This window comes from Intrasporangium sp. Soil_C_50, from assembly GCF_057656595.1.
In genome coordinates this window covers 95,081-116,835 of record NZ_JBDGKB010000001.1, presented here as the reverse complement: position 1 = coordinate 116,835, position 21,755 = coordinate 95,081, and the positions used below count along the sequence as shown (strand labels likewise).

Annotated in this window: 21 protein-coding genes; 6 read left to right on the top strand and 15 right to left on the bottom strand. The window is 72.1% G+C overall.

From position 1 onward, the window contains the following. Positions 1–205: 205 nt before the first annotated feature. The 5 genes from AC3A5R_RS00555 to AC3A5R_RS00535 form a co-directional block, all read right to left on the bottom strand. The gene (locus AC3A5R_RS00555) at positions 206–892 is read right to left on the bottom strand and encodes a GOLPH3/VPS74 family protein (protein WP_487618844.1); all 687 of its coding nucleotides are present in this window, start codon (positions 890–892) and stop codon (positions 206–208) included. A gap of 178 nt (positions 893–1,070) precedes the next feature. Continuing rightward, entirely contained in the window at positions 1,071–1,583 is a 513-nt protein-coding gene (locus AC3A5R_RS00550) for a MarR family winged helix-turn-helix transcriptional regulator (protein WP_487618843.1), read from the bottom strand. After that, complete coding sequence (locus tag AC3A5R_RS00545; RefSeq protein ID WP_487618842.1) at positions 1,576–2,268, bottom strand: hypothetical protein; 693 nt, start codon at positions 2,266–2,268, stop codon at positions 1,576–1,578. Before AC3A5R_RS00545 ends, AC3A5R_RS00550 begins: the two co-directional genes overlap by 8 nt. An 87-nt stretch (positions 2,269–2,355) precedes the next feature. Continuing rightward, positions 2,356–3,363, bottom strand: coding sequence for a mycothiol transferase (locus AC3A5R_RS00540; protein WP_487620091.1), 1,008 nt, complete (start codon positions 3,361–3,363; stop codon positions 2,356–2,358). Then, positions 3,360–4,307, bottom strand: a complete 948-nt coding sequence (locus AC3A5R_RS00535; protein WP_487618841.1) for an alpha/beta fold hydrolase — start codon at positions 4,305–4,307, stop codon at positions 3,360–3,362. Before AC3A5R_RS00535 ends, AC3A5R_RS00540 begins: the two co-directional genes overlap by 4 nt. Before the next feature lie 45 nt (positions 4,308–4,352). On the opposite strand from AC3A5R_RS00535, the gene AC3A5R_RS00530 reads away from it, so the two are divergent. The 3 genes from AC3A5R_RS00530 to AC3A5R_RS00520 all read left to right on the top strand — a co-directional run bounded on the left by AC3A5R_RS00530 (position 4,353) and on the right by AC3A5R_RS00520 (position 8,154). After that, a complete protein-coding gene (locus AC3A5R_RS00530; RefSeq protein ID WP_487618840.1) occupies positions 4,353–7,346 on the top strand; it encodes a helix-turn-helix transcriptional regulator in 2,994 nt (997 codons plus the stop codon). 86 nt (positions 7,347–7,432) lie between these two features. After that, positions 7,433–7,696, top strand: coding sequence for a hypothetical protein (locus tag AC3A5R_RS00525; protein WP_487618839.1), 264 nt, complete (start codon positions 7,433–7,435; stop codon positions 7,694–7,696). 35 nt (positions 7,697–7,731) lie between these two features. Continuing rightward, positions 7,732–8,154, top strand: coding sequence for an ester cyclase (locus tag AC3A5R_RS00520; protein ID WP_487618838.1), 423 nt, complete (start codon positions 7,732–7,734; stop codon positions 8,152–8,154). Between the two features lie 56 nt (positions 8,155–8,210). Here the strand turns inward: AC3A5R_RS00520 and mraY are convergent, their stop codons facing one another. Continuing rightward, positions 8,211–9,323 carry a phospho-N-acetylmuramoyl-pentapeptide-transferase gene (gene mraY / locus AC3A5R_RS00515; protein ID WP_487618837.1) on the bottom strand — a complete coding sequence of 371 codons (1,113 nt, stop codon included), beginning with the start codon at positions 9,321–9,323 and terminating at the stop codon, positions 8,211–8,213. A gap of 338 nt (positions 9,324–9,661) precedes the next feature. Here mraY and AC3A5R_RS00510 point away from each other — a divergent pair, with 338 nt between their 5' ends. Next, positions 9,662–10,486: a bestrophin-like domain gene (locus AC3A5R_RS00510; RefSeq protein WP_487618836.1), complete on the top strand. Its 825-nt coding sequence runs from the start codon at positions 9,662–9,664 to the stop codon at positions 10,484–10,486. Between the two features lie 10 nt (positions 10,487–10,496). Here the strand turns inward: AC3A5R_RS00510 and AC3A5R_RS00505 are convergent, their stop codons facing one another. The 4 genes from AC3A5R_RS00505 to AC3A5R_RS00490 all read right to left on the bottom strand — a co-directional run bounded on the left by AC3A5R_RS00505 (position 10,497) and on the right by AC3A5R_RS00490 (position 13,130). Then, positions 10,497–11,162 carry a hypothetical protein gene (locus tag AC3A5R_RS00505; RefSeq protein ID WP_487618835.1) on the bottom strand — a complete coding sequence of 222 codons (666 nt, stop codon included), beginning with the start codon at positions 11,160–11,162 and terminating at the stop codon, positions 10,497–10,499. Between the two features lie 85 nt (positions 11,163–11,247). Then, positions 11,248–11,502 (bottom strand): hypothetical protein, encoded by a 255-nt coding sequence (locus tag AC3A5R_RS00500; protein WP_487618834.1) that lies wholly within the window; start codon positions 11,500–11,502, stop codon positions 11,248–11,250. Between the two features lie 200 nt (positions 11,503–11,702). Continuing rightward, positions 11,703–12,083: an SHOCT domain-containing protein gene (locus AC3A5R_RS00495; RefSeq protein ID WP_487618833.1), complete on the bottom strand. Its 381-nt coding sequence runs from the start codon at positions 12,081–12,083 to the stop codon at positions 11,703–11,705. 111 nt (positions 12,084–12,194) lie between these two features. Beyond that, a complete protein-coding gene (locus tag AC3A5R_RS00490; protein WP_487618832.1) occupies positions 12,195–13,130 on the bottom strand; it encodes a universal stress protein in 936 nt (311 codons plus the stop codon). A 145-nt stretch (positions 13,131–13,275) separates the two neighbouring features. Here AC3A5R_RS00490 and AC3A5R_RS00485 point away from each other — a divergent pair, with 145 nt between their 5' ends. Beyond that, positions 13,276–13,947, top strand: coding sequence for a BON domain-containing protein (locus AC3A5R_RS00485; RefSeq protein WP_487618831.1), 672 nt, complete (start codon positions 13,276–13,278; stop codon positions 13,945–13,947). A gap of 12 nt (positions 13,948–13,959) precedes the next feature. On the opposite strand, the gene AC3A5R_RS00480 is transcribed toward AC3A5R_RS00485, so the two are convergent. The 5 genes from AC3A5R_RS00480 to AC3A5R_RS00460 form a co-directional block, all read right to left on the bottom strand. Then, the gene (locus AC3A5R_RS00480; RefSeq protein ID WP_487618830.1) at positions 13,960–16,860 is read right to left on the bottom strand and encodes a cation-translocating P-type ATPase; all 2,901 of its coding nucleotides are present in this window, start codon (positions 16,858–16,860) and stop codon (positions 13,960–13,962) included. Continuing rightward, a complete protein-coding gene (locus AC3A5R_RS00475; protein WP_487618829.1) occupies positions 16,829–17,386 on the bottom strand; it encodes a dsRBD fold-containing protein in 558 nt (185 codons plus the stop codon). Before AC3A5R_RS00475 ends, AC3A5R_RS00480 begins: the two co-directional genes overlap by 32 nt. 137 nt (positions 17,387–17,523) lie before the next feature. After that, positions 17,524–18,402: a universal stress protein gene (locus AC3A5R_RS00470; RefSeq protein WP_487618828.1), complete on the bottom strand. Its 879-nt coding sequence runs from the start codon at positions 18,400–18,402 to the stop codon at positions 17,524–17,526. Positions 18,403–18,409: 7 nt separating this feature from the next. Continuing rightward, positions 18,410–18,871, bottom strand: coding sequence for a DUF6069 family protein (locus AC3A5R_RS00465; RefSeq protein WP_487618827.1), 462 nt, complete (start codon positions 18,869–18,871; stop codon positions 18,410–18,412). Positions 18,872–19,085: 214 nt separating this feature from the next. Further along, the gene (locus tag AC3A5R_RS00460; protein ID WP_487618826.1) at positions 19,086–19,919 is read right to left on the bottom strand and encodes an IclR family transcriptional regulator; all 834 of its coding nucleotides are present in this window, start codon (positions 19,917–19,919) and stop codon (positions 19,086–19,088) included. A 186-nt stretch (positions 19,920–20,105) separates the two neighbouring features. Between AC3A5R_RS00460 and aceB the strand changes: the two genes are divergently transcribed. Further along, complete coding sequence (gene aceB, locus AC3A5R_RS00455) at positions 20,106–21,728, top strand: malate synthase A (RefSeq protein WP_487618825.1); 1,623 nt, start codon at positions 20,106–20,108, stop codon at positions 21,726–21,728. Positions 21,729–21,755 lie beyond the last annotated feature (27 nt).

The window sequence follows — 21,755 nt, the reverse complement described above, 5'->3', positions numbered from 1 at the left end:
CGTGGCTTCCAGTTCTGGCCGTCGACAGTGAGCGGCTGCCAAACAGCGAAACCGAAGGCGCTACCTCTTGGACCACTGGCTCGCCGGATATCCAGACGAACCCCTGGAGAGAACTCCGGCAGCGTTGGACGAGTCGGCCACGACCCGCTCATGGTCGTCGGTGGACATCGGCATCCGTCCCCGGCCATGTTCTGCCCGATCCGCGTCAGGAGCTACTTCCGGCGGCCACGGCAGCAGACGCGCTCGCCGCGATGATGGCCGCCATCAGGCTGTCGATGGCGGACCGGACGGCGTCGGCCGCCCAGTCGCCCTCGGCGATCCGGCTCGCGCGGTCCTTCAGCTCCCGCTTGGAGAGCCCCAGCTCGACTGGGTTCACCACCGTGTGGACCGCCCTCAGCGCGGACAGCAACGCGATCAGCGCACCGGTTCGAGCGTCGGTCGTCGCCCCTCTTCGTAGGGCCGCGACGAGCTCGCCATGGACCCCTGTCTCGTGGCCGACGTCCTGGGAGGGCCACCGACGGGCAGGGATGATGCCGAGCACGCGCCCGTTCTCTGCTCGCAGCACACCCGCGGCCACCAGGCGCCCGTACAGCCGGGCACGCGTGCCCTTGGCCAACGCGCTCACGACGGACTGGGTCTTCTTGCCCTCCTTGCGCGTGACCGTGGCCAGTGCCTCGTCCAGGACGTCGTCGCCGATGGGGGAGTGGTCGCGTACGACGATGCGGCCATGACGGTTGCCGCCGTCGGAGTCGTCCACCTCGACGCGGTGGGCGAGCGCGAGCTCCACCAGCAGGGCGCCCCCGAGCGCGATGTCCACCGTCGTCCCGGACGCGACGAGCCTTCCCGTGTCGTCATCGGTGAGCAGGAGCAGGAGATCCTCAGCGATCAACATGCCTGCGATCGTCGCCCACGCCCACTCGGAGGACCAGAGCCGTTGGGCCCTCTTCGACGAGCGCGCCCACCATCTCGGCCGACGCAGGTCCGACGTGGCCCCCGCTGGGTGTTGCGCGCCCACACGGTATTTCCGGCGCCGAAGCGCCAATCCCGGGCCGCTGAGAAGGCCGGGGGCATCAGCGGGTCGTTCGCTGCTCCTCGTTCAGGGTGGCGAGAGCTTCGTGAAGGGTCTGCAACCGACGTCGCGTGTCCGGCTCTCCCCGTCCGAGGAGGCGCGAGACCTCGTGCAGCCTCGGCAGGAACCGCTCGCCCGCGACCTGATGGGCCGCCGCACCTGCCGCCGTCAGGTGCACGCGGTAGGAGCGGCGGTCGTCAGGATGGGCAGCTTTGCGTACGTGGCCACGGCGTTCGAACCGTTTGATGTAGCTCGACACGGTGGTCGGGGGTGCTGCCATCCAGCGAGCCAGCTCGGTCGGCGTCAGACCTTGCGCCGAGGCCAGCACCGAGTAGATCGCGAACTCGTCCGCGTCGAGTCCCGAGGGCGCGATCGCGTCGTCGATCAGGGCGGTCGCGGCCCGGGACACCAGCCAGATGTCGAACAGGACGTTGGACAGGCCGCCTGCCAGCGCAGGGGTCCCGGCTTCCTGCCCGGCGGGCTCGGTGGGTGCCGACCCCTCGGTATCAGCCATTCGTGGCCTCCCCCTGTCGAGCCTGCGTCGGCGCCTCCGTGCGGGGTGCGGCGTGTGTGCGTCTGCGGCGGAGGCGGGCGATGCCCAGCATTCCCAAGGCCACGAGCAGTACGACCCCCGCCGTCCAGAACGTCAGGTTCTTGGCGGCAGAGGCCAGCCCGAAGAGCGAGTTCGTCACCGCCGCGTCCGGATAGGCCGTCATGGCCAGCCACGCGCAGACGTTCTCGACGTAGTCGAAGGCGCCACCGAGGAGCGGCACGGCAGCCACGACGAGAAGCCCCGGGCGCGCGGGCGCGAGCCGCGAGACGACGAAGGCCAGGGACGTCGCCATGAACAGCCCGAACACCGCCGGGTAGAACAGGTCCGCCACCTGGAGGTGGCGGTATGCCTCACGACCGACGGCTCCGCAGGCATCGAGGAAGCCGATGATGTCCGCCGCGCTCGAGGTGAACCGCACATCGGGAGGTGCCTGACCGCAGGCGGCTTCGACGCGGGGGATGGCGAACGGCGCGGAGGACGCGAAGAAGACGGCTGCGAACGCGACGAAGACGGACGTGCTGCCGAGCAGGGGGCGCCACCCCGCCAGCCGGGCCATCGCACGGGTGAGGCCCCGGAGCCGGCGTTGCCCCTCGTCAGGCCCGGGGGTCGGCATCGACGTGGCCACTGTCGTCTGGCTGGTCATCATGGCAGCTACTCCGTTCACGCTGTCTCGCAGGATGCGAGTGCTACGATATCGCAGTAGTTAGATACTGCGACATCGCATCACCTCCCGTCAAGACCTGATGCATCGGCTCGTCACTCCGAGCGCGAGACCGCCGTGGCGGTCGTTGCACCAGGGTCGGCATCGCAGCGGCGGCTGTGGCCAGCACCGTCGCCGGCGGGGGCTCCGTGGCCGCGATGACTCGGTGTCGCCGACGGCTACCTGGAGGACGCCGACCTGGTCGCGTGGCTGACCGCACGGTCGCCGCTCGGGCGCACCGCACGGATCGAGGAGCTCGATGGACCCTTGCTGTTCCTGTGCAGCGATGCGCCCTCGTTCGTCACCGGGCAGACACTGGTCGTGGACGGAGGCTGGACGGTCTGCTGATCGCGGACGGTCACGGCTCGGGGAGTGGAACTCCCTCGACGACAAGGAGAAACGGCGGCACCGGGACGCCGTCCACGCGTAGCTGCCCAGGTCCCCGATCCCCAGATCGCGCATGCCGAGACGGCGCAGGATCGCGACCGATGCACGGTTCGCCTCGAGCGCCTCGGCCCAGATCTCCGCGAGGTGAGGTGCCGCGTCGGTGTGCATGGCAGTCCGCTGCTCCTCGTCGTGCTTCAGTCTCTGAACTCGATGGCGCGTCAGTCGAATCGGTCGGCGATCGCCGTCAGCCGACCCGTGTACGCCGCCCAGTCCCGTGGCGCCAGGAAGGTTGCGGTGCCCGGGCAGGAGGCCGACGGAGCCGTCGAGCTGCTCGCGCAGGATGTCGGCATGGCCGGCGTGGCGCTGCAGGTCCACGGTCTTGTGCACGATGATCTCGTGGAGCGTGACCTCCTCGTGGTTCCAGTGGGCGACGTGGTCGACCGCGTCCAGCGGCAGGGCGTCGATCCTGTCGTCGGCAAAGGCCTGGACGCGTCGGTAGAGGTCGACGAGCCCGGCGGCCGTCTCCGCGCCCGTGGCGTACCACCCGGCCAGCGGGTCGGGGTCGTCGGGGGAGACGAGCTCGTCGGGAGTCGGCCACTCCCGGTCGAACGCGTCACCCTGCCACGTCGACGGCGCCCGCGAGCGAGGGGTCAGCTCTGGAGTGCGTGCTCGAGCGCCTGCTTGATGGCCGGCGGCCAGTCCGCGTCCTTCGCCACGGACACCAGCTGGGAGGTCGAGGACAGCTTCAGGACCCTGCTCTGCGCCTGCTGCCACGCGCGGTTGATCGTCTTCCCGTCGGCCGGTGCCGGCCACGGCCGCGACGCCGCTCCGACGAGGTCGTAGAGCGGTGTGGACGTGGACGGAAGCCGCAGGTAGGCATCCCACGACCTGGGGTCGAGGCTCTCGCGGTTGCGCGCCGGGTCGTTGAACCGGTCCATCTCGCGCCAGAAGTTGCTCAGGTCGAGGTTGCCCGGGTCGTTCGGGGGAAGCAGCCGGACCAGGGCCCCGCGAGGACCCATGAAGCCGGGAGGGGTGGGCTCCAGCAGCACGACCGCTCGGGCGTCCTTCTCGTGCCGGCTGGCCCAGGTGAGTGCGATCGGGGCACCGTCCACCTGGGCGAGCACGACGACGGGGCGCGCGAGCCCGAGCCCGGAGATGACGCCGTCGAGGTCGTCGGCGAGGGAGGCGAAGGTCTGCAGGTGCGGCGCCGAGTCGCTGCGGCCGACGCCGAGCCGGTCGTACAGGCACACCTGGGCGTTCGGGACCAGGTCGTGCAGCAGAGTCCCCGAGTCGTCCATGGACTGCCCGTAGTCGGCCACGACGATCACGGCGGGTCCACTGCCGTCGCACCGCGCGCGGAAGTGCCGGCCCGTCAGGACGATGTCGCGTTCGGGTCCGGTCGTCGTGGTCGTGGACGTCCGAGGAGGCGCGCTGGTTGGCGCGTGCGAGGTCGTGGCCGCGCTCGAGGCGCGGGCCGAGACCACGGGGAGGGTGCCTGCGGTGCAGCCGGCGAGGGCGAGCCCCACGGTCAGGACCGCAGGGGCGAGCGCGCTCCGGCGAACGAGGCGATGCGTGCGCTGGTCGGTCGTGTGTGTCATCGGGACCTCCTCGCGAGTGCGTGACCACTCTGTTCGTCCATCTCGATGATGACTGCAGTGCGCACGCCGGTCTGTGCGTTCGATGACACAGCGGCCCGAGCGCCCGGCTGCCCGGCTGCCCGGCTGCCCGGCTGCTCGATCGTCCGCAGTGCCGTGTCCGGGGAACGGGTCTGGACACCCGCGCCGGCCGTGCGGGACGCTGACTGGGTGTCCTCGGCGGCCGTGTCCGTTGGGCGCTCGGTGGAACTCGCCCTCGCGACTTACCTGGTGCGCGACCTGGGCGACGGACGCGCCGGCGCCCTCGTCGTGGAGGGGGAGGCGGGCATCGGCAAGACCCACCTCGTGCACGCGCTCGCCGAGGAGGCACGTGCCCGCGACATCCTGGTCCGGTACGGCCGCGCTCATCCTTTCGAGCGGGCGCGGCCCTTCGGGGTGGTCGCCTCCGCCCTCGCCCTCCACCCTCGCTCGCCCGACCGACGAAGGGCCTCACTCGGGGCCCTGCTCCACGGACAGGGAGCGGGCGCGGCGGGACAGCAGGGTGGCGACCTCGAGTACCGGGTCGTCGAGGAGGTCGTCGACCTCGTGGAGGCGGAGTGTGCAGAACGCGCGGTGCTGCTCGTCGCAGAGGACGTCCACTGGGCCGACGGGGCGAGCCTCTCGGCACTCTCGGCCATCGTCCGGCGGCTGTCGCTGTCGCCCCTGCTCGTCGTGGTCTCGACCCGGACGTCGCCGCTGTCATCGGAGGTCGTCCGCCTCCTCGAGGACCTGACGGCGGCCGGCGCACACTCTGTACGCCTGGGGCCGCTGGGCGCCGCCGAGGTGGCCGCTCTTGCCGCCGGGGAGCTCGGCGCCCCGCCCGGTCCCGCCCTCAGTGTCCTCCTCGACAAAGCCGGGGGAAACCCGTTGTGGGCCAAGGCGATTCTGCGGACGCTCACGCAGGAGGAGCTGCTGCGCGGCACCGACGACGGCACGATCGAGACGACAAGCATCGAGCTGCCGTCCTCGCTGAACGACCTCGTCGTCCGTCGGTTGCAGGCCTTGTCGCCGACGACCCTGGACCTGCTGCGCGTCACCGCCGCGCTCGGGGACGCGGTGTCGGTCCGCGACGTCGCGCTGGTGTCGCACCAGCCGGCCACCGAGGTCGTCCGCGGCCTCGGCGAGGCCTTCGACCTGCAGCTGCTCGACGAGGTCGACGGCCGGGTCGTCTTCCGCCACCAGCTGGTCCACCACGCCATCTACGAGCACACACCGGCGTCGTCCCGTCGCCTCCTTCACCGCGAGGCTGCCGCGACGCTGAGGACGGCAGGTGCCGAGCGGCTCGAGGTGGCGGGCCACCTGTTGCTCGGCGCCGAGGAAGGTGACGTGGAGGCGGTCGCCTGGCTGCGGGAGGCTGCCCGCGACGCGGCGGCACAGGCACCCGGTGCGGCGGTCGACCTCCTCCAGCACGCCGAGGCGTTGCTGCCCGCGGGCCAGGAGGACGCCGATCACGTGGCGGCAGAGGTGGTGCAGGCACTGCTCCGCGCCGGCAGGGTGGCCGAGGCGTCAGGGCGGGCCGAGGCCCTCCTCGCCCGGCCGCACGTCGCCGAGGTCGACACGCCGGTCCGGCTCGCCCTGGTCGGTGCCCTGGCGCTGCAGAACCGCACCACCGAGCTCGTCGACGTCGTGCAGCGGAGCATCGGCGGGCGGGTGTCACTGAGGCCCTTCGAGCAGGTTCCGATGCTCGCCCAGCAGAGCTGGGTCATGACGTACTCGGGGGACCACCGCGGCGGTGAGCAGGCAGCGCGGCGAGCCCTCGCCATCGCCGAGGCTGCAGGCGGCGGGGCGCTGGCCGTGTGGGCCCTCAGCGCGCTCAACGTGGCCCTGGGCCGGCAGGGTCGCTTCGAGGAGGCGCTCGACGACGCCCAGCGGGCCGCAGCCCTCGCGTCCGAGGCGCACGACGCCCGCGCGCTGCCACTCCAACCGAGGCTGCTGCTCGGCCTTGCGCTCTTCGACTGCGACCGCGTGGACGACGCGCGAGCGGCCTACCGCCAAGCCCTCGACGACGAGTTCGGCACGGGTTGGTGGCTCTCGGACACGCTGATGGCCGACGCAGGGGCGGCTTTCGCCGTCGGCGACTGGGACGACGCCCTCCCCGCACTCGTCGCGGGCGGCCAGGCCGCACGGGACAAGAACCACCCGCTGCTGCTGTCGCAGTCCCTGGCACTCCGGGTCGTCATCTCGACGGCCACCGGCGACCTGACGGCCGCGCGGGCGCTCTCGGCCGGGCTCACCCCGTGGCGGGCCGACGACCGGCTCGCCTACAACGGCGGGCTCATCGCCTTCGCGCTCGCCGGACTGATGTGCGAAGAGAGTGACCGACGCGGGGCCTACGACCTGCTCCTTCGCTGCTGGCGCGCCAGCGCTGCCATCGATGACCGGTTCTACCACCGCGCCCTCGCCCCCGACCTCGTGCGTCTCGCGCTGGAGCTGGGCCAGCGTGACCTCGCCGCCGAGGTCGCCGACGCCGTCGCCGCCCAGGTCCCGCTCGCCCCCGGCGTGCCGAGCGTTCGGGGCCTGGCGCTGCGCTGCCGGGGTCTCGCCGAGGGGGACGCGGACGCAGTCCTCGAGGCGGTGACCCTGGCCAGGGCCGGGCCCCTCCTCGTCGAGCACACGGGAGCGTGCGAGGACGCGGCGTCGCTGCTGGCCGCGTCGGGCCTGCGGGACGCGGCCGCAGCACTGCTCACCGAGGCCCTCGAACGCCACGAGCAGGCCGGCGCCGAGGCGTGGGCCGGTAGGGTCCGGGCGCAGCTGCGGGCCCTCGGCGTGCACCGGGGCTCGCGTGGCCCCCGGCACCGTCCGACCGCCGGTTGGGCCAGCCTCACCGCCACCGAGCACGCGGTGTCGCTCCTCGTGGCGGAGGGGCTGACGAACGGCGCTGTCGCGCGGCGCCTGTACATCTCGCCGCACACGGTCAACACGCACCTGCGCCACGTCTTCGGCAAGCTCGGCGTCACCAACCGGGTGGCGCTGGCCGGCGTGGTGCATCGCTCGATCGAGTGATGTCTCGGGCGTTCGCGCGCCAGACGATCGGACATGCAGCACGCGTCGGCGAGGGACGCCGACGATCCCGACGGGAGGTCGAGCACATGCCGAGAATCGTCATCACCCACGCCATCCAGGACCCCCAGCGCTGGCTCGCCGGCAAGGCCGAACGTGTCGCCGCCGCTCCGGGCGCCAGGGAGGTCACCGACCTGCTCGCGCTCGACGGGAGCAACCAGGCAGCCCTCGCGCTCGAGGTCGACGACGTCGAGGCGTTCATGTCGATGATCGCCGCGATGCCCCCGGAGGTGGCCGCGCAGGCCGAGTCACACGGCGTCATCCAGCCGTTCACCGTCTACGTCGAGGCCTGAGGCCCGCCACCACACCCACCCGGAAGAGGACGACCATGGACCACACCACGACGATGCGACGCACCTACGAGCTCATCAGCGCAGGAGACATCGACGGCTTCGGCGACCTGCTCGCCGATGACTTCGTCGAGCACCAGGAGGCGCCGGGCCTGCCGCCGACCAAGGCAGGCGTCCTCGACCTCTTCCGCGGCTACCGCGCCGCCTTCCCGGACCTGCACATGGAGGCCGTCGAGGTTCTTCCCAGCGGGGACCGGACCGTGGCGCGGGTGACGGTCTCGGGGACCCAGACCGGAGACTTCATGGGGCTGCCGGCATCCGGTCGCCACGCCGAGGTGGACCTCATCGACATCATGCGGTTCGACGATGCCGGTCTGGTCTGCGAGCACTGGGGCGTCGCGGACATGCTGTCGCTCCTGCAGCAGCTCGGAGCGATCCCGGAGGGCGCAGCGGCGTCCTGAGGTCCCGATGAAGCCGATGGCCGCGAGCCGGCCGCGAGCCGGCCGCGCAGGAGGAGCTAGCCGCCCGTGAGCCACTCGGCGTAGAAGAGCGCGAGCCCCGCCGTGATGCAGATCCCGGCGATGATCCAGAACCGGGCCACGATGGTGACCTCGGACCACCCGACCATCTCGAAGTGGTGGTGGAGAGGGGCGATGCGAAACACCCGTCTACCGGTGAACCTGAAGCTCGCCACCTGGATGATGACCGACGCGGTGACGATGACGAAGAGGCCGCCGAGGACCACGAGCAGCAGCTGGGTGTGGGTGAGGATGGCGAGCCCGGCCAACGCGGCACCGAGGGACAGTGAGCCGGTGTCGCCCATGATGATCTCGGCCGGAGAGGTGTTCCACCACAGGAAGCCGAAGCACGCGCCCCCGATGGCGCACGAGATGACGGCCAGGTCGAGCGCGTCGCCCACGTCGTAGCAGTGCGGTCCGGGCGCGACCGAACAGCCCTGGGTGTACTGCCACATGGCGATCAGCGTGTAGGCACCGAACACCATGACGGAGGCCCCGGTGGCCAGTCCGTCCAGGCCGTCGGTGATGTTGACGCCGTTGGACGCGCCCGCGATGAGGATGCTCGCCCAGGCGATGAAGAGGACCACCGCCGCCACGGGACCGGCGAAGGCGAGGTCGACGCCGGTGTCCCTGACGAACGAGATCGCCGTCGATGCCGGGGCCTGGCCGTTCTCGTCCTTCAGGAGCAGGGCGCCCAGGGCGAAGACGACGGTGACGAGCGTCTGGCCCACGAGCTTCTGTCTGCCGGTCAGGCCGAGGCTGCGTTCCTTGCGGATCTTCGTGTAGTCGTCGAGGAACCCGACCAGCCCGAGCCCGGTGAGCAGGAAGAGCACGAGCAGGGCGCTGAGCGAGATGCCGTTGTGGATCACCTTGAGCGTCCCCGTGGCGGTGAGGAGCAGCAGGAGCGCGTGCGAGCCGAAGTAGCCGACGAAGACCGCCCCGATGATCACCGCACCACCCATGGTGGGCTTGCCTCGCTTGACGTGGTGGTGGGTGAGGTCGTCGTGGATGAACTGGCCGTACCGTCGCCGGACCAGGAACCCGATGAACGGTTTCGTGCAGAGCAGCGCCACGGCCATCGAGACGCCACCAGCCAGCAGGACGTTGATCATCGGAAACCTTCGCTGCCCTTCATCCTCGGTCGGCGGTCACGGCCCACGCGAGGTGGGCGGGTGGCCGGTCACCGCGGTGACGAGGCCGCCGGCAACCCTAGGGCAGAAGCCCCGACCGGAGGTATGCGGTGTGCCGCGGTGCGCGGGCGTCGGCCACTGGGGCAGGACCATCTCCACGGTCGTTGCGGCGCGGTGAACCCGCTGACCTGCTCGCCGCGTACGGCCACCGGGGCGCTGTGTCCGCAGCCCCGTCGAAAACGACCGGATGGGCTGACGGGGACCCCCGAGAGCCCACAGACTTCAAGCATGGCCCTCACGACCGCGCCCGAGCGCTGCCCGTGAACGTCGTCTGGGGACTGCTCATCGCCGTCGCCCTCACGGCCTTGACGGTCACGGCGATGCTGCTGGTGCGCCGAAAGGCCCCCGTGGGCGGCTACTTCAGCGACGGCGACCGCGCTGCCGGGGTCTTCGGCGTGCTCGCGACCGGGTTCTCGGTCCTGCTCGGCTTCATCATCTTCCTGGCGTTCCAGTCCTACGACGGCTCGCGGGCGGGAGCGGCGACCGAGGCCACGGTCGTGGCCGAGATGACGCAGACGGCCCAGTTCCTCCCGTCCGATGTGTCCGGCCCGCTGACCGGCCAGCTCGTCTGCTACGCGAGGTCCGTGGCAGGGGCCGAGTGGGATGCGGTGGATGCGGGCACCTTGGGCGAGACGGTCAACCCGTGGGGCGCCCGGATGTTCCTGACGATCAAACCCGTCCAACCGGGCACGGCCGCCGAGCAGTCGGCGTACGACCGGTGGATGGACCAGACGACCCAGCGGCAGGAGGCGCGTGACGCCCGCCTGCACTCCGCGTCGGGGATCATCCCCGTGCCGCTGTGGATCGGCCTCCTGCTGCTCAGCCTGGCTCTCTTCGGCTTCATGCTCTTCTTCGCCGACAGCGGGGAACGGGCGCTGACGCAGGGCGTCCTGATGGGGACCGTGACGATGGTCATCGCCGTGCTCATGCTGCTCGTGGTGTTCTTCAACCACCCCTACGGCCCGGGCATCGGGACGCTGCAGCCGACGGCGATGCAGCGCACGCTCGAGCTCATGGACAGCCAGCTCCACGTCGTCGGCGTCACGGTCGACCCGCCGTGCGACGCGCGCGGAGTGGCCAGGTGACGGCGTCGCGCTAGGTCGCCGTGTCGCGCTCGGGAGGGCTGGTCACGAGGATGACGACGCTCACCATGAGCACCCACGCGGGGAAGATGAGCTGCACCCACTTGTGCTCACCGGCCGCCACCATCAGCCCCAGCGCCACGACGTAGCCGCTGAACACCACCCAGCGGGGGAGAGCCCCGGTCCGCAGGCCCACCGTGCTGACCGAGAGGGTGAACACCGCGGCCATCCGCAGCGCGTAGACCGAGATGAGGCCCTGGGTGGTCACGCGGCCGTAGTCGAACAGCTCGGCGCTCGGGTTCTGCGCGACGACGAGCGACATCACGGTGCTCGTGGTCACCGCGCCCATGAAGAGCATCGCGAGGAAGAGCAGGCCGCTGCCGAGGAAGACAGTGGAGAAGAGCCGGTCCTCGACGTCGCCCAGCTGGTCGCGGATGACGCCGATGAACCAGAGGAACGCGATGCCCGCGAACGGGACGAGGTTGAGGCTCAGGCCGATGAGCGAGCGCCTCGACGGGTCCGACTGCAGCGAGGCGATGCTCGTGTCCGAGAGGGCCAGGCGCACCATCGTCAGGGCGGCCAGCAGCAGGACGCCGAAGGCGATCCCGGCCACGGCGGCGGACCGCCGTCCCCGCCAGAACCGCGCCGTCAACCTGCGAGGGGCCGTCGCCCGACTCATGATTCGAGGCTAGTGGACAGCGGGCAGGGTCCGAGGCGGATGCGCAGACGCCGCCCTCGCAGAGGACGGATCGTCGGCCGTGGGCTCAGTGGCGTCGCGGCGGCAGGCGCAGCGCGGCGCGGCGCCGGCGCAGTGCGCCGATGACCCGACGCTGCTGCTGCAGCAGCAGGCGTCGCTCGGGGTTGGCCACGAGACGTCCGCCGAAGGTGACGAGACTAGGCAGGGTTCGCAAGCGCTCCTCGGTGGTCGCCAGTGCGCCGATCAGCTCCCGGATGCTCATCTCGGCCAGGCGCGAGGCGTGGTCGTCGACACGGGTGGGGAGGGTCATGGCGTGCGACATGCGGAGCTCCAATGCCGTTCGGTGCCGGCGACGGGACGACGCTGTCGACGTCGCCGGCGCGCGTCAGATCTCGATCTGACGCCTTCTGTGCAGGTCGTGCTGGTGACCGTACGTTCGCGGGCCGTGCCGTGGCAGGGACCTTGGTCCCGGGTCGGCGCGTCACCGCCAGTGGCCAGTGGCCGGTGGTCGGTGGCCGGTGGTCAGGCCAGGGCCTTGGTCTTGAGCGCCTCGAACTCCTCGGCCGTGATGGTGCCGGCGTCGAGCAGTTCCTTGGCGCGTGCGATCTGGTCGGTGGGGGAGGGCCCGCCGCCCGCGACGGTCCGGATGTAGTCGTCCTGTGCCGAGCGGACCGCGCCGGCGTCGCGCGTGGCCCGTTCAGTCATGGAGCGGCCGCGGACGATGAGGTAGACGATCGCGGTGATGAAGGTGAAGAAGATGAGGCAGGCCACCCAGAGCGCCTTCATCCAGCCCGACACCTCGGGATCGCGGAACAGGTCCATGACGATCGAGAACAGGACCATGAGATAGGTCGCGAAGGCGAAGAACACGATGATGAACCAGATGATGTCCCAGAACGACATGGCCAGCCTTTCCATCGGACGCGCCGACCCGCCGGACCGACGCTGAGGGGTTGGATCCAGCCCCTCGATCATCGCGCCCGCAGGGGCGACGCACGCCGTTTCGGCCGATCGTCAGCGTCCAGCCGTGTGTGCGGTGCAGGTGGGCACGATCGTCACGGGGCACGACGCGTGGTTGAGGACCGTGTCGCCGACCGAACCGACCGCGATGCGCTCGAGCGGACCGAGCCGGCGCGACCCGAGGACGAGGAGGCCGGAGCGCCGCGACTCGTCCTCGAGGGCGGGTGCCGCGGGGGCCCCGGGAGTGAGCAGCTCCACCGCGAGGTCGGGCGCGAGAAGCTGTACCTGCGCGGCCGCCTCCAGCGTCGCGGCCCTGGCCGCCTCCTGCCGGGCTCGCGCCCCCTCGCTGACCGGGCGGGCCTGCAGGTGGGACAGGCCGATCGGCCCCTGGTCCGGCTCGGCCCAGGCCGAGACGACCCGAAGCGGGACCGACCACCGGGCCGCGAGGTCCGCGGCGAACCGGACGGCGGCGGGAGACGGCTCGACGTAGTCGACCCCGACGGTGACAGGGCGTCGGTGGTCCGGGTCGTCGACCGTGCCGCGCACGACGGTGACGGGGCAGTGCGCGTGCTGGGCCACCGTCGAGGACACCGAACCGAGCAGCGCCGAACCGAGCGCCCCGTGCCCGCGGTTGCCCACGACCACCATCTGCGCCCGCTCGGAGGCGCGGACCAGGGCGGGCGCGGCGGCACCGACGACCGTGGCCACCTCGATCGCGTCGTCGGTGAGGACCTTCGCCGCCAGGCGTCGGGCGTCGTCGGCCATCGCCTCCGGGGCGTGACGCATCCGGCCGGGCACGACCGACGACGACAGCCCGATCGGGGCCGGCACTCCTTCGGCCGAGGGGGCGAGCGCCATCAGGATCTCGAGACGGCACGACCGGCTCACGGCTGCCCGGGCGGCCCACTCGAGGGCGGACTCGGCAGCGGTGGAACCGTCGTAGCCCACCGCGATCGGGGCCGGTCGGGTCGTCGACGCCCGTGCGTCCATGGGTACCTCCTCGGTGGCAGGGGAGGGGCGTCGCGCTCGGTGCGGACGCCCACGCCATCCACTGTCGGGCTCTGGCGCCCGACGGTCCCGGGCCGTAGGTCCTAGGTCCCGGCCGATTGTGACGGAGTCGGCGCAGGATCAGGTCATGACCCGGGATCTGACTGACACCGACCACGCCCTGGAGCTGCGCGTCACGGCGCACCTGCGGTTCGCCCCCGGCGTCGAGGCCGACCACATCGCGGTCACCGTCGACGACGGGACGATCGTGCTCGCGGGAGAGGTCGGGTCGGAGCGCGAGAAGGAGGCCGTCCTGCAGGCCGCCTTCCGCGCGGACGGGTTGAGGCGGATCGCGGACGAGCTCGTCGTCCGGCCGCGGGCGGAGAACGACGACGAGGCCGACGTCGTCCGGGCCGTGGCCGAGGCTGTGTCGGCGGACGCCACGATCCCCGAGGCGGCGGTGCGCTTCGTCGTCCACGGGAGCCGTGTGCTCCTGACCGGGTGCCTCGGCTCGACGGAGCAGCGGATCGCGCTGGACGACGCCGTCAGGGCAGCACCGGGCGTGACGGCCGTCGTCGACATGATCGACATCGAGCCGTACACGTCACCGACCGCCGACGAGGCCGCCGGCGCGATCCTGGCTGCGCTGGTCCGGAGCGCGCAGGAGACCGCCGCCCGCGTGCACGTCGAGGCGGTGGGCTCGGCTCTCGAGCTGACCGGCACCGTGCGAAGCCCCGAGGAGGCGCGCCTCGTGGCCCAGGCTGCGTCGGCGATCGCCGGTGTGACGGCCGTCCGCAACCGGCTGCGGGTCGCCCCCTGACGGTCGCGTCGCTCAGTACTGCGTCGCGGACACGTCCGACGTCGGCCCGACGCGTCCGCGCCGACCGTGACGCCGACGCATGATGAGGCGCCACAGCTCGTCGACGCCCCAGACCACGAAGGGGAGCGGGAGCAGGGCGGCGAGCTGCCACGGCTCTGGGACCGCCGTGCCGAACACCCGCTGCAGGGGCGGCCAGGACACGATCACGGCGGCGAAGACGAGCTCGAAGAGGATCCCCCACCAGAGCAGCCGGTTGGTGAACAGGCCCACCTGCCGCAGGGACGCGTGCTGGGTGCGCGCCGCGGTGGCGGAGCCGACCTGGCAGGCCACGATCCCGAGGAAGGTCATCGTGGTGGCCTGCTGCCAGACGAGCTCCAGCGGGCCGGTGCTGACGTCGGCGCCGGGGCGCCACCCGCCCGACAGGAGCGTGCCGAGGTACAGGGTGAGCACCAGCGCTGCGGAGACGCCACCGAGCAGCCCCCACGCCCGGCCCAGCATGGGCGGGTCGATGACACCGTGGCCCCGCTGTCGGGGAGGCGCGTCCATGAGACCGGGCTCCGGGGGCTCACGGCCGAGGGCGAGGGCCGGCAGCGTCTCCGTCCCGAGGTCGATCGCGAGGATCTGCATCACGGTGAGGGGCAACGGGATCCGCCCACCCGACAGGGCGTAGAGGAGGAACGGCACGACCTCCGGCGTGGCGTGGGCGAAGATGTACACGATGAACTTCCGGACGTTGTCGTAGATCTGGCGCCCCGCCCGGACGGCGGCCACGATGGTGGCGAAGTTGTCGTCGGTGAGCACCATCGTCGCGGCCTCTCGCGCGACGTCGGTGCCGGACCGGCCCATGGCGACGCCGATGTCGGCGCGCCGCAGCGCGGGGGCGTCGTTGACGCCGTCGCCGGTCATGGCCACCACATGGCCCTGGGCGCGGAGCGCGTCGGCGATGCGCAGCTTGGCCTCGGGCGAGCTGCGGGCGAAGACGAGCTCCCGGCTGCGGGCCAGCAGGTCCTCGAGGTCGGCGTCGGACAGGCGGTCGAGCTCAGGCCCCGTGACGATCGGTGTCGACTCGTCGCCGATGCCGACGCGCTGGGCGATCCCTCGAGCCGTGAGGCCGTGGTCGCCGGTGACGATGATCAGCCTGAGGCCCGCTCGATGGCACGACGCCACGGCGTCCGGGACCTCGGGTCGCGGGGTGTCGCTCATCGCGACGAGGCCCAGCAGCGTCAGGTCGCGCTCCACGTCGTCCCGGTCGACGGACCCTGAAGACGCCTGTGGCAGTGGACGGGTCGCGACGGCGAGCACCCGCAGCCCCTCGGCTGCCCAGTCCTGCACCAGGCTCGCCACCCGGAGCGCCTCGGGCGCGCCCAGAGGAGCGTCCTGGCCTCGGCCGGTCGCGATCCGGGTGCAGCGGGCCAGCACCTCCTCGGGCGCCCCCTTGGTGTGCACCACGGACAGGTCTCCCACGGCGTCGACCGTCGACATCCTGCGCAGGCTCGGGTCGAACCGGTACACGGGACGGTCCACGTCGTGGACCGGTGGGGCCAGCGAGGCCCTCGGCCCGAGGCGCAGGAGGGCGACCTCGGTCGGGTCGCCGGCCTCGTGGCCGGGGTCGTCGGGCGTCCACCCCGCGACGGTGCACGCCATGGCGGCCGACACGAGCCGGTGGCCGACGCCGTCGGCGCTGCTCAGGCGTGGGTCCGGGGCCGTCTCCGCAGGGTCGAGCCGGACCTCGCCGTCCTCGGTCCAGCAGCGCACCACCCGCATCCGGTTCAGGGTCAGCGTGCCCGTCTTGTCGGTGCAGATGACGGTCGTCGACCCGAGGGTCTCCACGGCGGAGATCCGCTTGACGAGCGCGCCCTGGCGCGCGAGCGACCTGACACCCAGGGCGAGCGCGAGGGTGATCGTCGGGAGCAGCCCCTCGGGGACGTTGGCGACGAGCAGGCCGATGGCGAACTGGGTCGTGTCCCTCAGCGACAGGCCGGCGACGAGGGTCCCCAACGGGATGAACGCGACGCCCATCGCCAGCGCCACGATGCCGATGAGCCGGGCGACGTGCTTGACCTGCCGCTCGAGCGGGCTCTGCTCGCGCCGCACGTGCTGGGACAGGGCGGCGATGCGCCCGAGCTCGGTGTGCATGCCGGTGGCGAAGACCACCGCCGTCCCCTCGCCCGACAGGCAGGACGTCCCGCTGAAGAGCAGGTCCGGCGCCTCGAGCAGCGGCACGTCGTGGCGCCCCTGCGGCGTGCGGAGCGCCGGCAGGGACTCGCCGGTGAGCGTCGACAGGTCGACCTCCACGGAGCCGGAGAGCACCCGGGCGTCCGCAGGGACCTGCTCTCCCTCGCCGACCTGGATGACATCCCCGGGCACGATGCTCTTGGCGTCCACGCGCAGCGCACGACCATCTCGCAGCACCCGCGTCTGCAGGGGCAGGTAGGCGGTCAGGGCCTCGACGGCCTTGACCGCCTGCTGCTCCTGCACGAACGCGAAGGCGGCGTTCACGAGGATGACGACGACGATCGCCGCGGCGAGGGGCGCGCTGCCGTTGAGCCAGGCCAACGACCCGGCAGCCCACAGCAGGAGGGCGAGCGGGTGCGTCAGCTGGCTGAGGAGCTCCTTGGGCCAGGACCGCTCCGAGCGCACGCTCAGCGAGTTCTCGCCGACCACCTCGAGCCGGCGGCGGGCCTCCCGGCTGCGCAGGCCCAGCCGGGTCGTCCGGAGATCGCGCAGCACCCGGTCGGCCGGCTCCCGGGGGTCCAGGCCGTCCGTAACGTTCGTGCCGTCGGTGCCGTCGGTGCCGTCGGTGCCGTCGGCCGTGTCGCTCGTGCGGGGTGTCGCGGCGTCCGGGGCGAGGCCACCCGGCGCCGGGTCGTCGAGGCGGCGGTCAGGTCGCACGGACCCTGACGTCGTGCTCACCGGTGAGCGTCTCGATGTCGCCGGTGGCCACCTCGATCAGCCGGTCGGCCAGGTGGCGCAAGGCGCGGGCGACCGCGATCTCGTCACCGATCTCGGGCACCGGCTGGTCGTCGGCCCCACGGACGCTCTCGCCCCGGGCGGTGAGGTGAGCCGGGGAGTCAGACAGCAGAACGACATTCGCGTGCGTCTCGTCGTCGCTCTCGAAGATCGTGACGCGAACCTGCCAGTCGTGCACGCGGCGGCGACCCGCGGACTCGGCGCCCCGAGCCGGGGCGTCATGGCTCGCCCCCGCCGTCGACGCGGCCTCCGGGGGAGACGGTTCGACGACCTCGTCGGGATGACCGGTGCCGAGGCTGAGGACGGCTCCGGGGCCCGGGTAGAACAACCCGGTGTGGCCATCGCTCCAGCGGATGAGGAAGGGCGGGGTGCCGCCGGCCCCTCGGGTCTCGAGCACCTCACCGTCGCGCATCGGCGCATCCACCGTCACCGGTGCGAGCACGATGCGGTCGCCGATGTTCGCCTTCATCGCGGCCTCCTGGTTCGGCCCGTCCGCAACGAGGGGCAGCGGGCTCGGGAATGGTGCTCCCAGCGTCGGGGCCGACGTCTCTCGCGGGTAGAGGCGCAAGTCCCTGGTCGGGGCGCTCCGTCGCAGAGGCCGGGAGGTCAGCCACGGACGACGAGGATCGGGACCTGCGCGCGGCGGACGGCGGCGCGGCTGACCGAGCCGAGGACCATCCGGCGGAACCCTCCGAGGCTGCGGCTCCCGACGACGAGCAGTCCTGCGCCCTGGCACGCGTCGACCAGTGCTGCGACCGGCTGGGTCTCCACGACCTGGTGCTGGCCGCGGGGCCCGGGGTGAAGGGCTGACAGCCGGTTCGCGGTCTCCTCGAGGGAGTGGCGTGCTGCGCCGTCGAAGTAGGTGAAGTCGTCGGCCGGGGCGTCCCCTCCGGCGTCGGGGCCGTGCCGTCCGTCGCCTCGCCCACGCCAGGCCTGCACCAGGATGAGGATGGCGCCGCGCTCCGACGCGATCTGCGCGGCCCGCCGGGCCGCCCGGGTGGCGCCGTCGCTGCCGTCGACCCCGACGACGACCGGACGGTCGGGCCCGACCGACACGGTGTCTCCCGGTGGCACCACCACGACGTCGCACCTCGAGTGCATCGCTACCGACAGGGCGACCGAGCCCGTGGCGTACTCACGTGCGCGACCGTGCTCTCGGTGCCCGACCACCACCAGGGCGGCGTCTCCTGACTCACGCACCAGGGCGACGGGCGCGTACCCGGGGATGACGGCGGCCTCGAGGTGCGAGTCGTCGAGCACCCTCGCAGCGCGCAGTCGGCCCCCGGCGAGGATGCTGTCGGCGTGGTGGTTGCCCCTGGGGGGCACCGCGCCGGCGCCGGGCGCCCCGTGGGACAGGGGGACCCAGGGCTCGGCCGTCACCACCCGGAGCACGACGCCCTGGATGCCGGCTTCGCGGGCGGCCCAGTCGACGGCCGACTCGGCACCGGAGCTACCGTCGAACCCCACCACGATGTCCGTGGCCATCGCTCCACTACCGGTCGAGGCGGGCGGTCCGAGACATGACGGCGCCGATGAGCGACCCGGTGCAGATGCCGAGGGCCAGGTTGATGGCAGCCGTCGCGACCTGGCTCGACCTCGCGACGTCGAACGCGAACGGAGCCGCGACGCCGCAGACGGTGGCCAGGCCGATGATCCAGGCGAAGAACGTCCGCGGTCTCGGGGTGGTCAGCAGCAGGGCGTGGGCCAGTCCCGTCGCGACGACCGCCAGGAGGAACGCGGTCACGGCGTAGTCGAACGCGAACGAGTGGGCGAGGTCGAGCAGCAGGGCCGGCCGGACGAGCCGGATGTCCAGGACGTCCTGGCAGATGAGGACGCCGGCAACGGCGAGCAGCGCAGCCACGCAGGCCGTGGCGAGGCCGCCTCCCCACAGCCGTCGCGCATCCACCGAGACACGCGTCTGCGGAGCAGGGCTCGAGAGGTCGGGACCGGTCATGCGTGCACCCCCTCGCACGTCTTTCGCGGGTCGGGCTGACCCGTTCGAACGGACACCAGCGTGCGTCAGACGCCGCCGCGGCACATCGGTCGGGCCGGATGATCTGCACCGGCCCTCGCGGCCTGCGCGCCGAGGGCGGGGGCGGCGGTGCGCAGGCGGACAGGGGAGGTCCCAGTGGGGGCCGTCACCCCCGTCGAGTGATGCCGGACAGAGGTCAGGAGCGAGCGTCGAGCTCGGCCGCGACCGCAGCGGCGGCGGCGCGCAGGGGACCGACCGCCTTGTCGATGACGGCGTCGCCCATCCGTGGCTGCGGCCCCGAGATGGACAGGGCGAGGCGGTGGTCGCCGGGCACGGCGACGGCGACGCACCGCACACCGAGCTCCTGCTCCTCGTTGTCGAGGGCGTAGCCGCGCTGCCGGGTCAGGCCGAGCTCGTCGACGAAAGCGTCAGGGCTGGTGATGGTGTGGACGGTGCGCGCACCCATCCCGGTGCGCGCGAGCAGGGCCCGCACCCCGGCGTCGTCGTCGCCGGCGAGGATCGCCTTGCCCACGGCCGTCGTGTGCGGGTCGACGCGGCGACCGACCTCGGTGAACATCCGCATGGAGTTCTGCGAGGGCATGACGTGCCCGACGTAGACGATCTGGTCGCCGTCGAGCATCGCGAGGTTGACCGACTCGCCGACCTGCGCGACGACCTGCTCGAGGTGGGGTCGGGCCCAGGCCGCGAGGCGACGTGACGTCAGCTCGCCGAGCCGGATGAGCCGCGGGCCGAGGGAGTACTGGCGCGAGGGCTCCTGGCGCACGTAGCCGAGGTCGACGAGCGTGCGCACGAGGCGGTGGATCGTCGGCAGGGGGAGCCGCGTGTCCGAGGCTAGCTGCGAGAGGCTGATGACGCCGCCGGCGTCGGCGATGGTCTCGAGGATCGTGAACGCCCGGTCGAGCGACTGCACACCGCCGGACGCCTTGGCACCCCGGACCCCGTCCGCCGACGACGATGCGCTGGACCGGGCGCTCGAGGAGGCCCCGGAGATCGACGTGCGTGCCGGCATGGAGTGCCTCTCGGGTTGGTGTCTCACGAGGAGGGTGCTGTTTGTGAGAAATGATTTCCGTATGATGAAATCATAGCGAGCGGATCGCCCGATGGCGGGCAGCACGCTCGGTCCAAGTCTTGCAGGACACCCGGCACCGTCGCCGAAGCGCCCGCTGCGTGTCCCCGGTCCCGCGGAGGAGCACTCATGCCTGGCACCACGTCGATCACGATCTCGGGCCCCGACGTCGAGCGGCAGGTCGAGGTCCTGAGCCCCGAGGCGCTCGCCTTCGTCGCCGACCTGCACCAGCGGTTCGCCGCGCGCCGGGACGAGCTGCTCGAGGCGCGCGCCCGCCGTCGCGCGGAGATCGCCGGCGGTGCCGGCCTCGACTTCCTGCCCGGGACGGCCGACGTGCGCGCCTCGGAGTGGACCGTGCCCCCGCCGGCGCCCGGCCTCGAGGACCGCCGGGTCGAGATCACCGGTCCGACCGACCGCAAGATGTCGATCAACGCGCTCAACTCCGGCGCGAAGGTGTGGCTGGCCGACCTCGAGGACGCCAACACGCCCCACTGGGCCAACGTCGTCGGCGGCCAGGTCAACCTCCGCGACGCCGTCCGCGGCACGATCTCCTTCACCGACCCCGCCGGCAAGGGGTACGCCCTCCGCGACGCCGGGTCCACACCGGTCATCGTCCCCCGCCCCCGCGGCTGGCACCTCGACGAGGCCCACCTGCTGCTCGACGGCCGGGCCGCCGTCGGCGCACTCGTCGATTTCGGGCTGTTCGCGTTCCACAACGCCCGCGAGCTCGTCGACCGTGGCCGCGGTCCGTACTTCTACCTGCCGAAGACGGAGTCGCACCTCGAGGCGCGCCTCTGGAACGACGTCTTCACGCACGCCGAGCAGGTTCTAGGCCTCGACCCCGGCACGATCCGCGCCACGGTGCTCATCGAGACGATCACCGCCGCCTTCGAGATGGACGAGATCCTCTGGGAGCTGCGCGAGCACGCCGCGGGTCTCAACGCCGGTCGCTGGGACTACCTCTTCTCGGTCATCAAGAACTTCCGCGACGCCGGGCCCTCGTTCACGCTGCCCGACCGCAACGACGTGACGATGAACGCGCCGATGATGAAGGCCTACAGCGACCTGCTCGTCGCCACCTGCCACCGTCGCGGGGCGATGGCGATCGGCGGCATGGCGGCCTTCATCCCGAGCCGGCGCGACGCCGAGGCCAACGAGCGCGCCTTCGCCAAGGTCCGCGAGGACAAGTCGCGCGAGGCCGCCGCCGGCTTCGACGGGTCCTGGGTGGCCCACCCCGACCTCGTGCCGCTCTGCGCCGAGATCTTCACCGAGACGCTCGGGGACCGCCCCAACCAGCTCGACCGTCAGCGTCCCGACGTGTCGGTCACGGCCGCCGACCTGCTCGACGTCGCGAGCACCCCAGGCCACCGCACCCTCGACGGCCTGCGCGGCAACGTCGCGGTCGGCATCCAGTACGTGCATGCGTGGCTCTCGGGCAACGGGGCGGCCGGCATCAACAACCTCATGGAGGACGCCGCCACCGCCGAGATCTCCCGGTCGCAGGTGTGGCAGTGGGTGCACAACGACGTCACCCTCGGCTCGGGCGAGACCGTCACCCGTGCCCTCGTCGAGGACGTCGTCGAGCAGGAGTTCGCCGGCCTGCGCGGTCGTGTCGGATCCGACGTGTTCGACGCGGACCCGTTGTGGGACAAGGCCCGTCAGCTCTTCGTGGAGTCGGCACTGGCCGACGACTTCCCCGACTTCCTCACCCTGCCGGCCTACGAGGCGCTGCTCGTCGGCGAGCGGTCCTGAGGTCCTGGCCCCACGCGACAGCGGGGA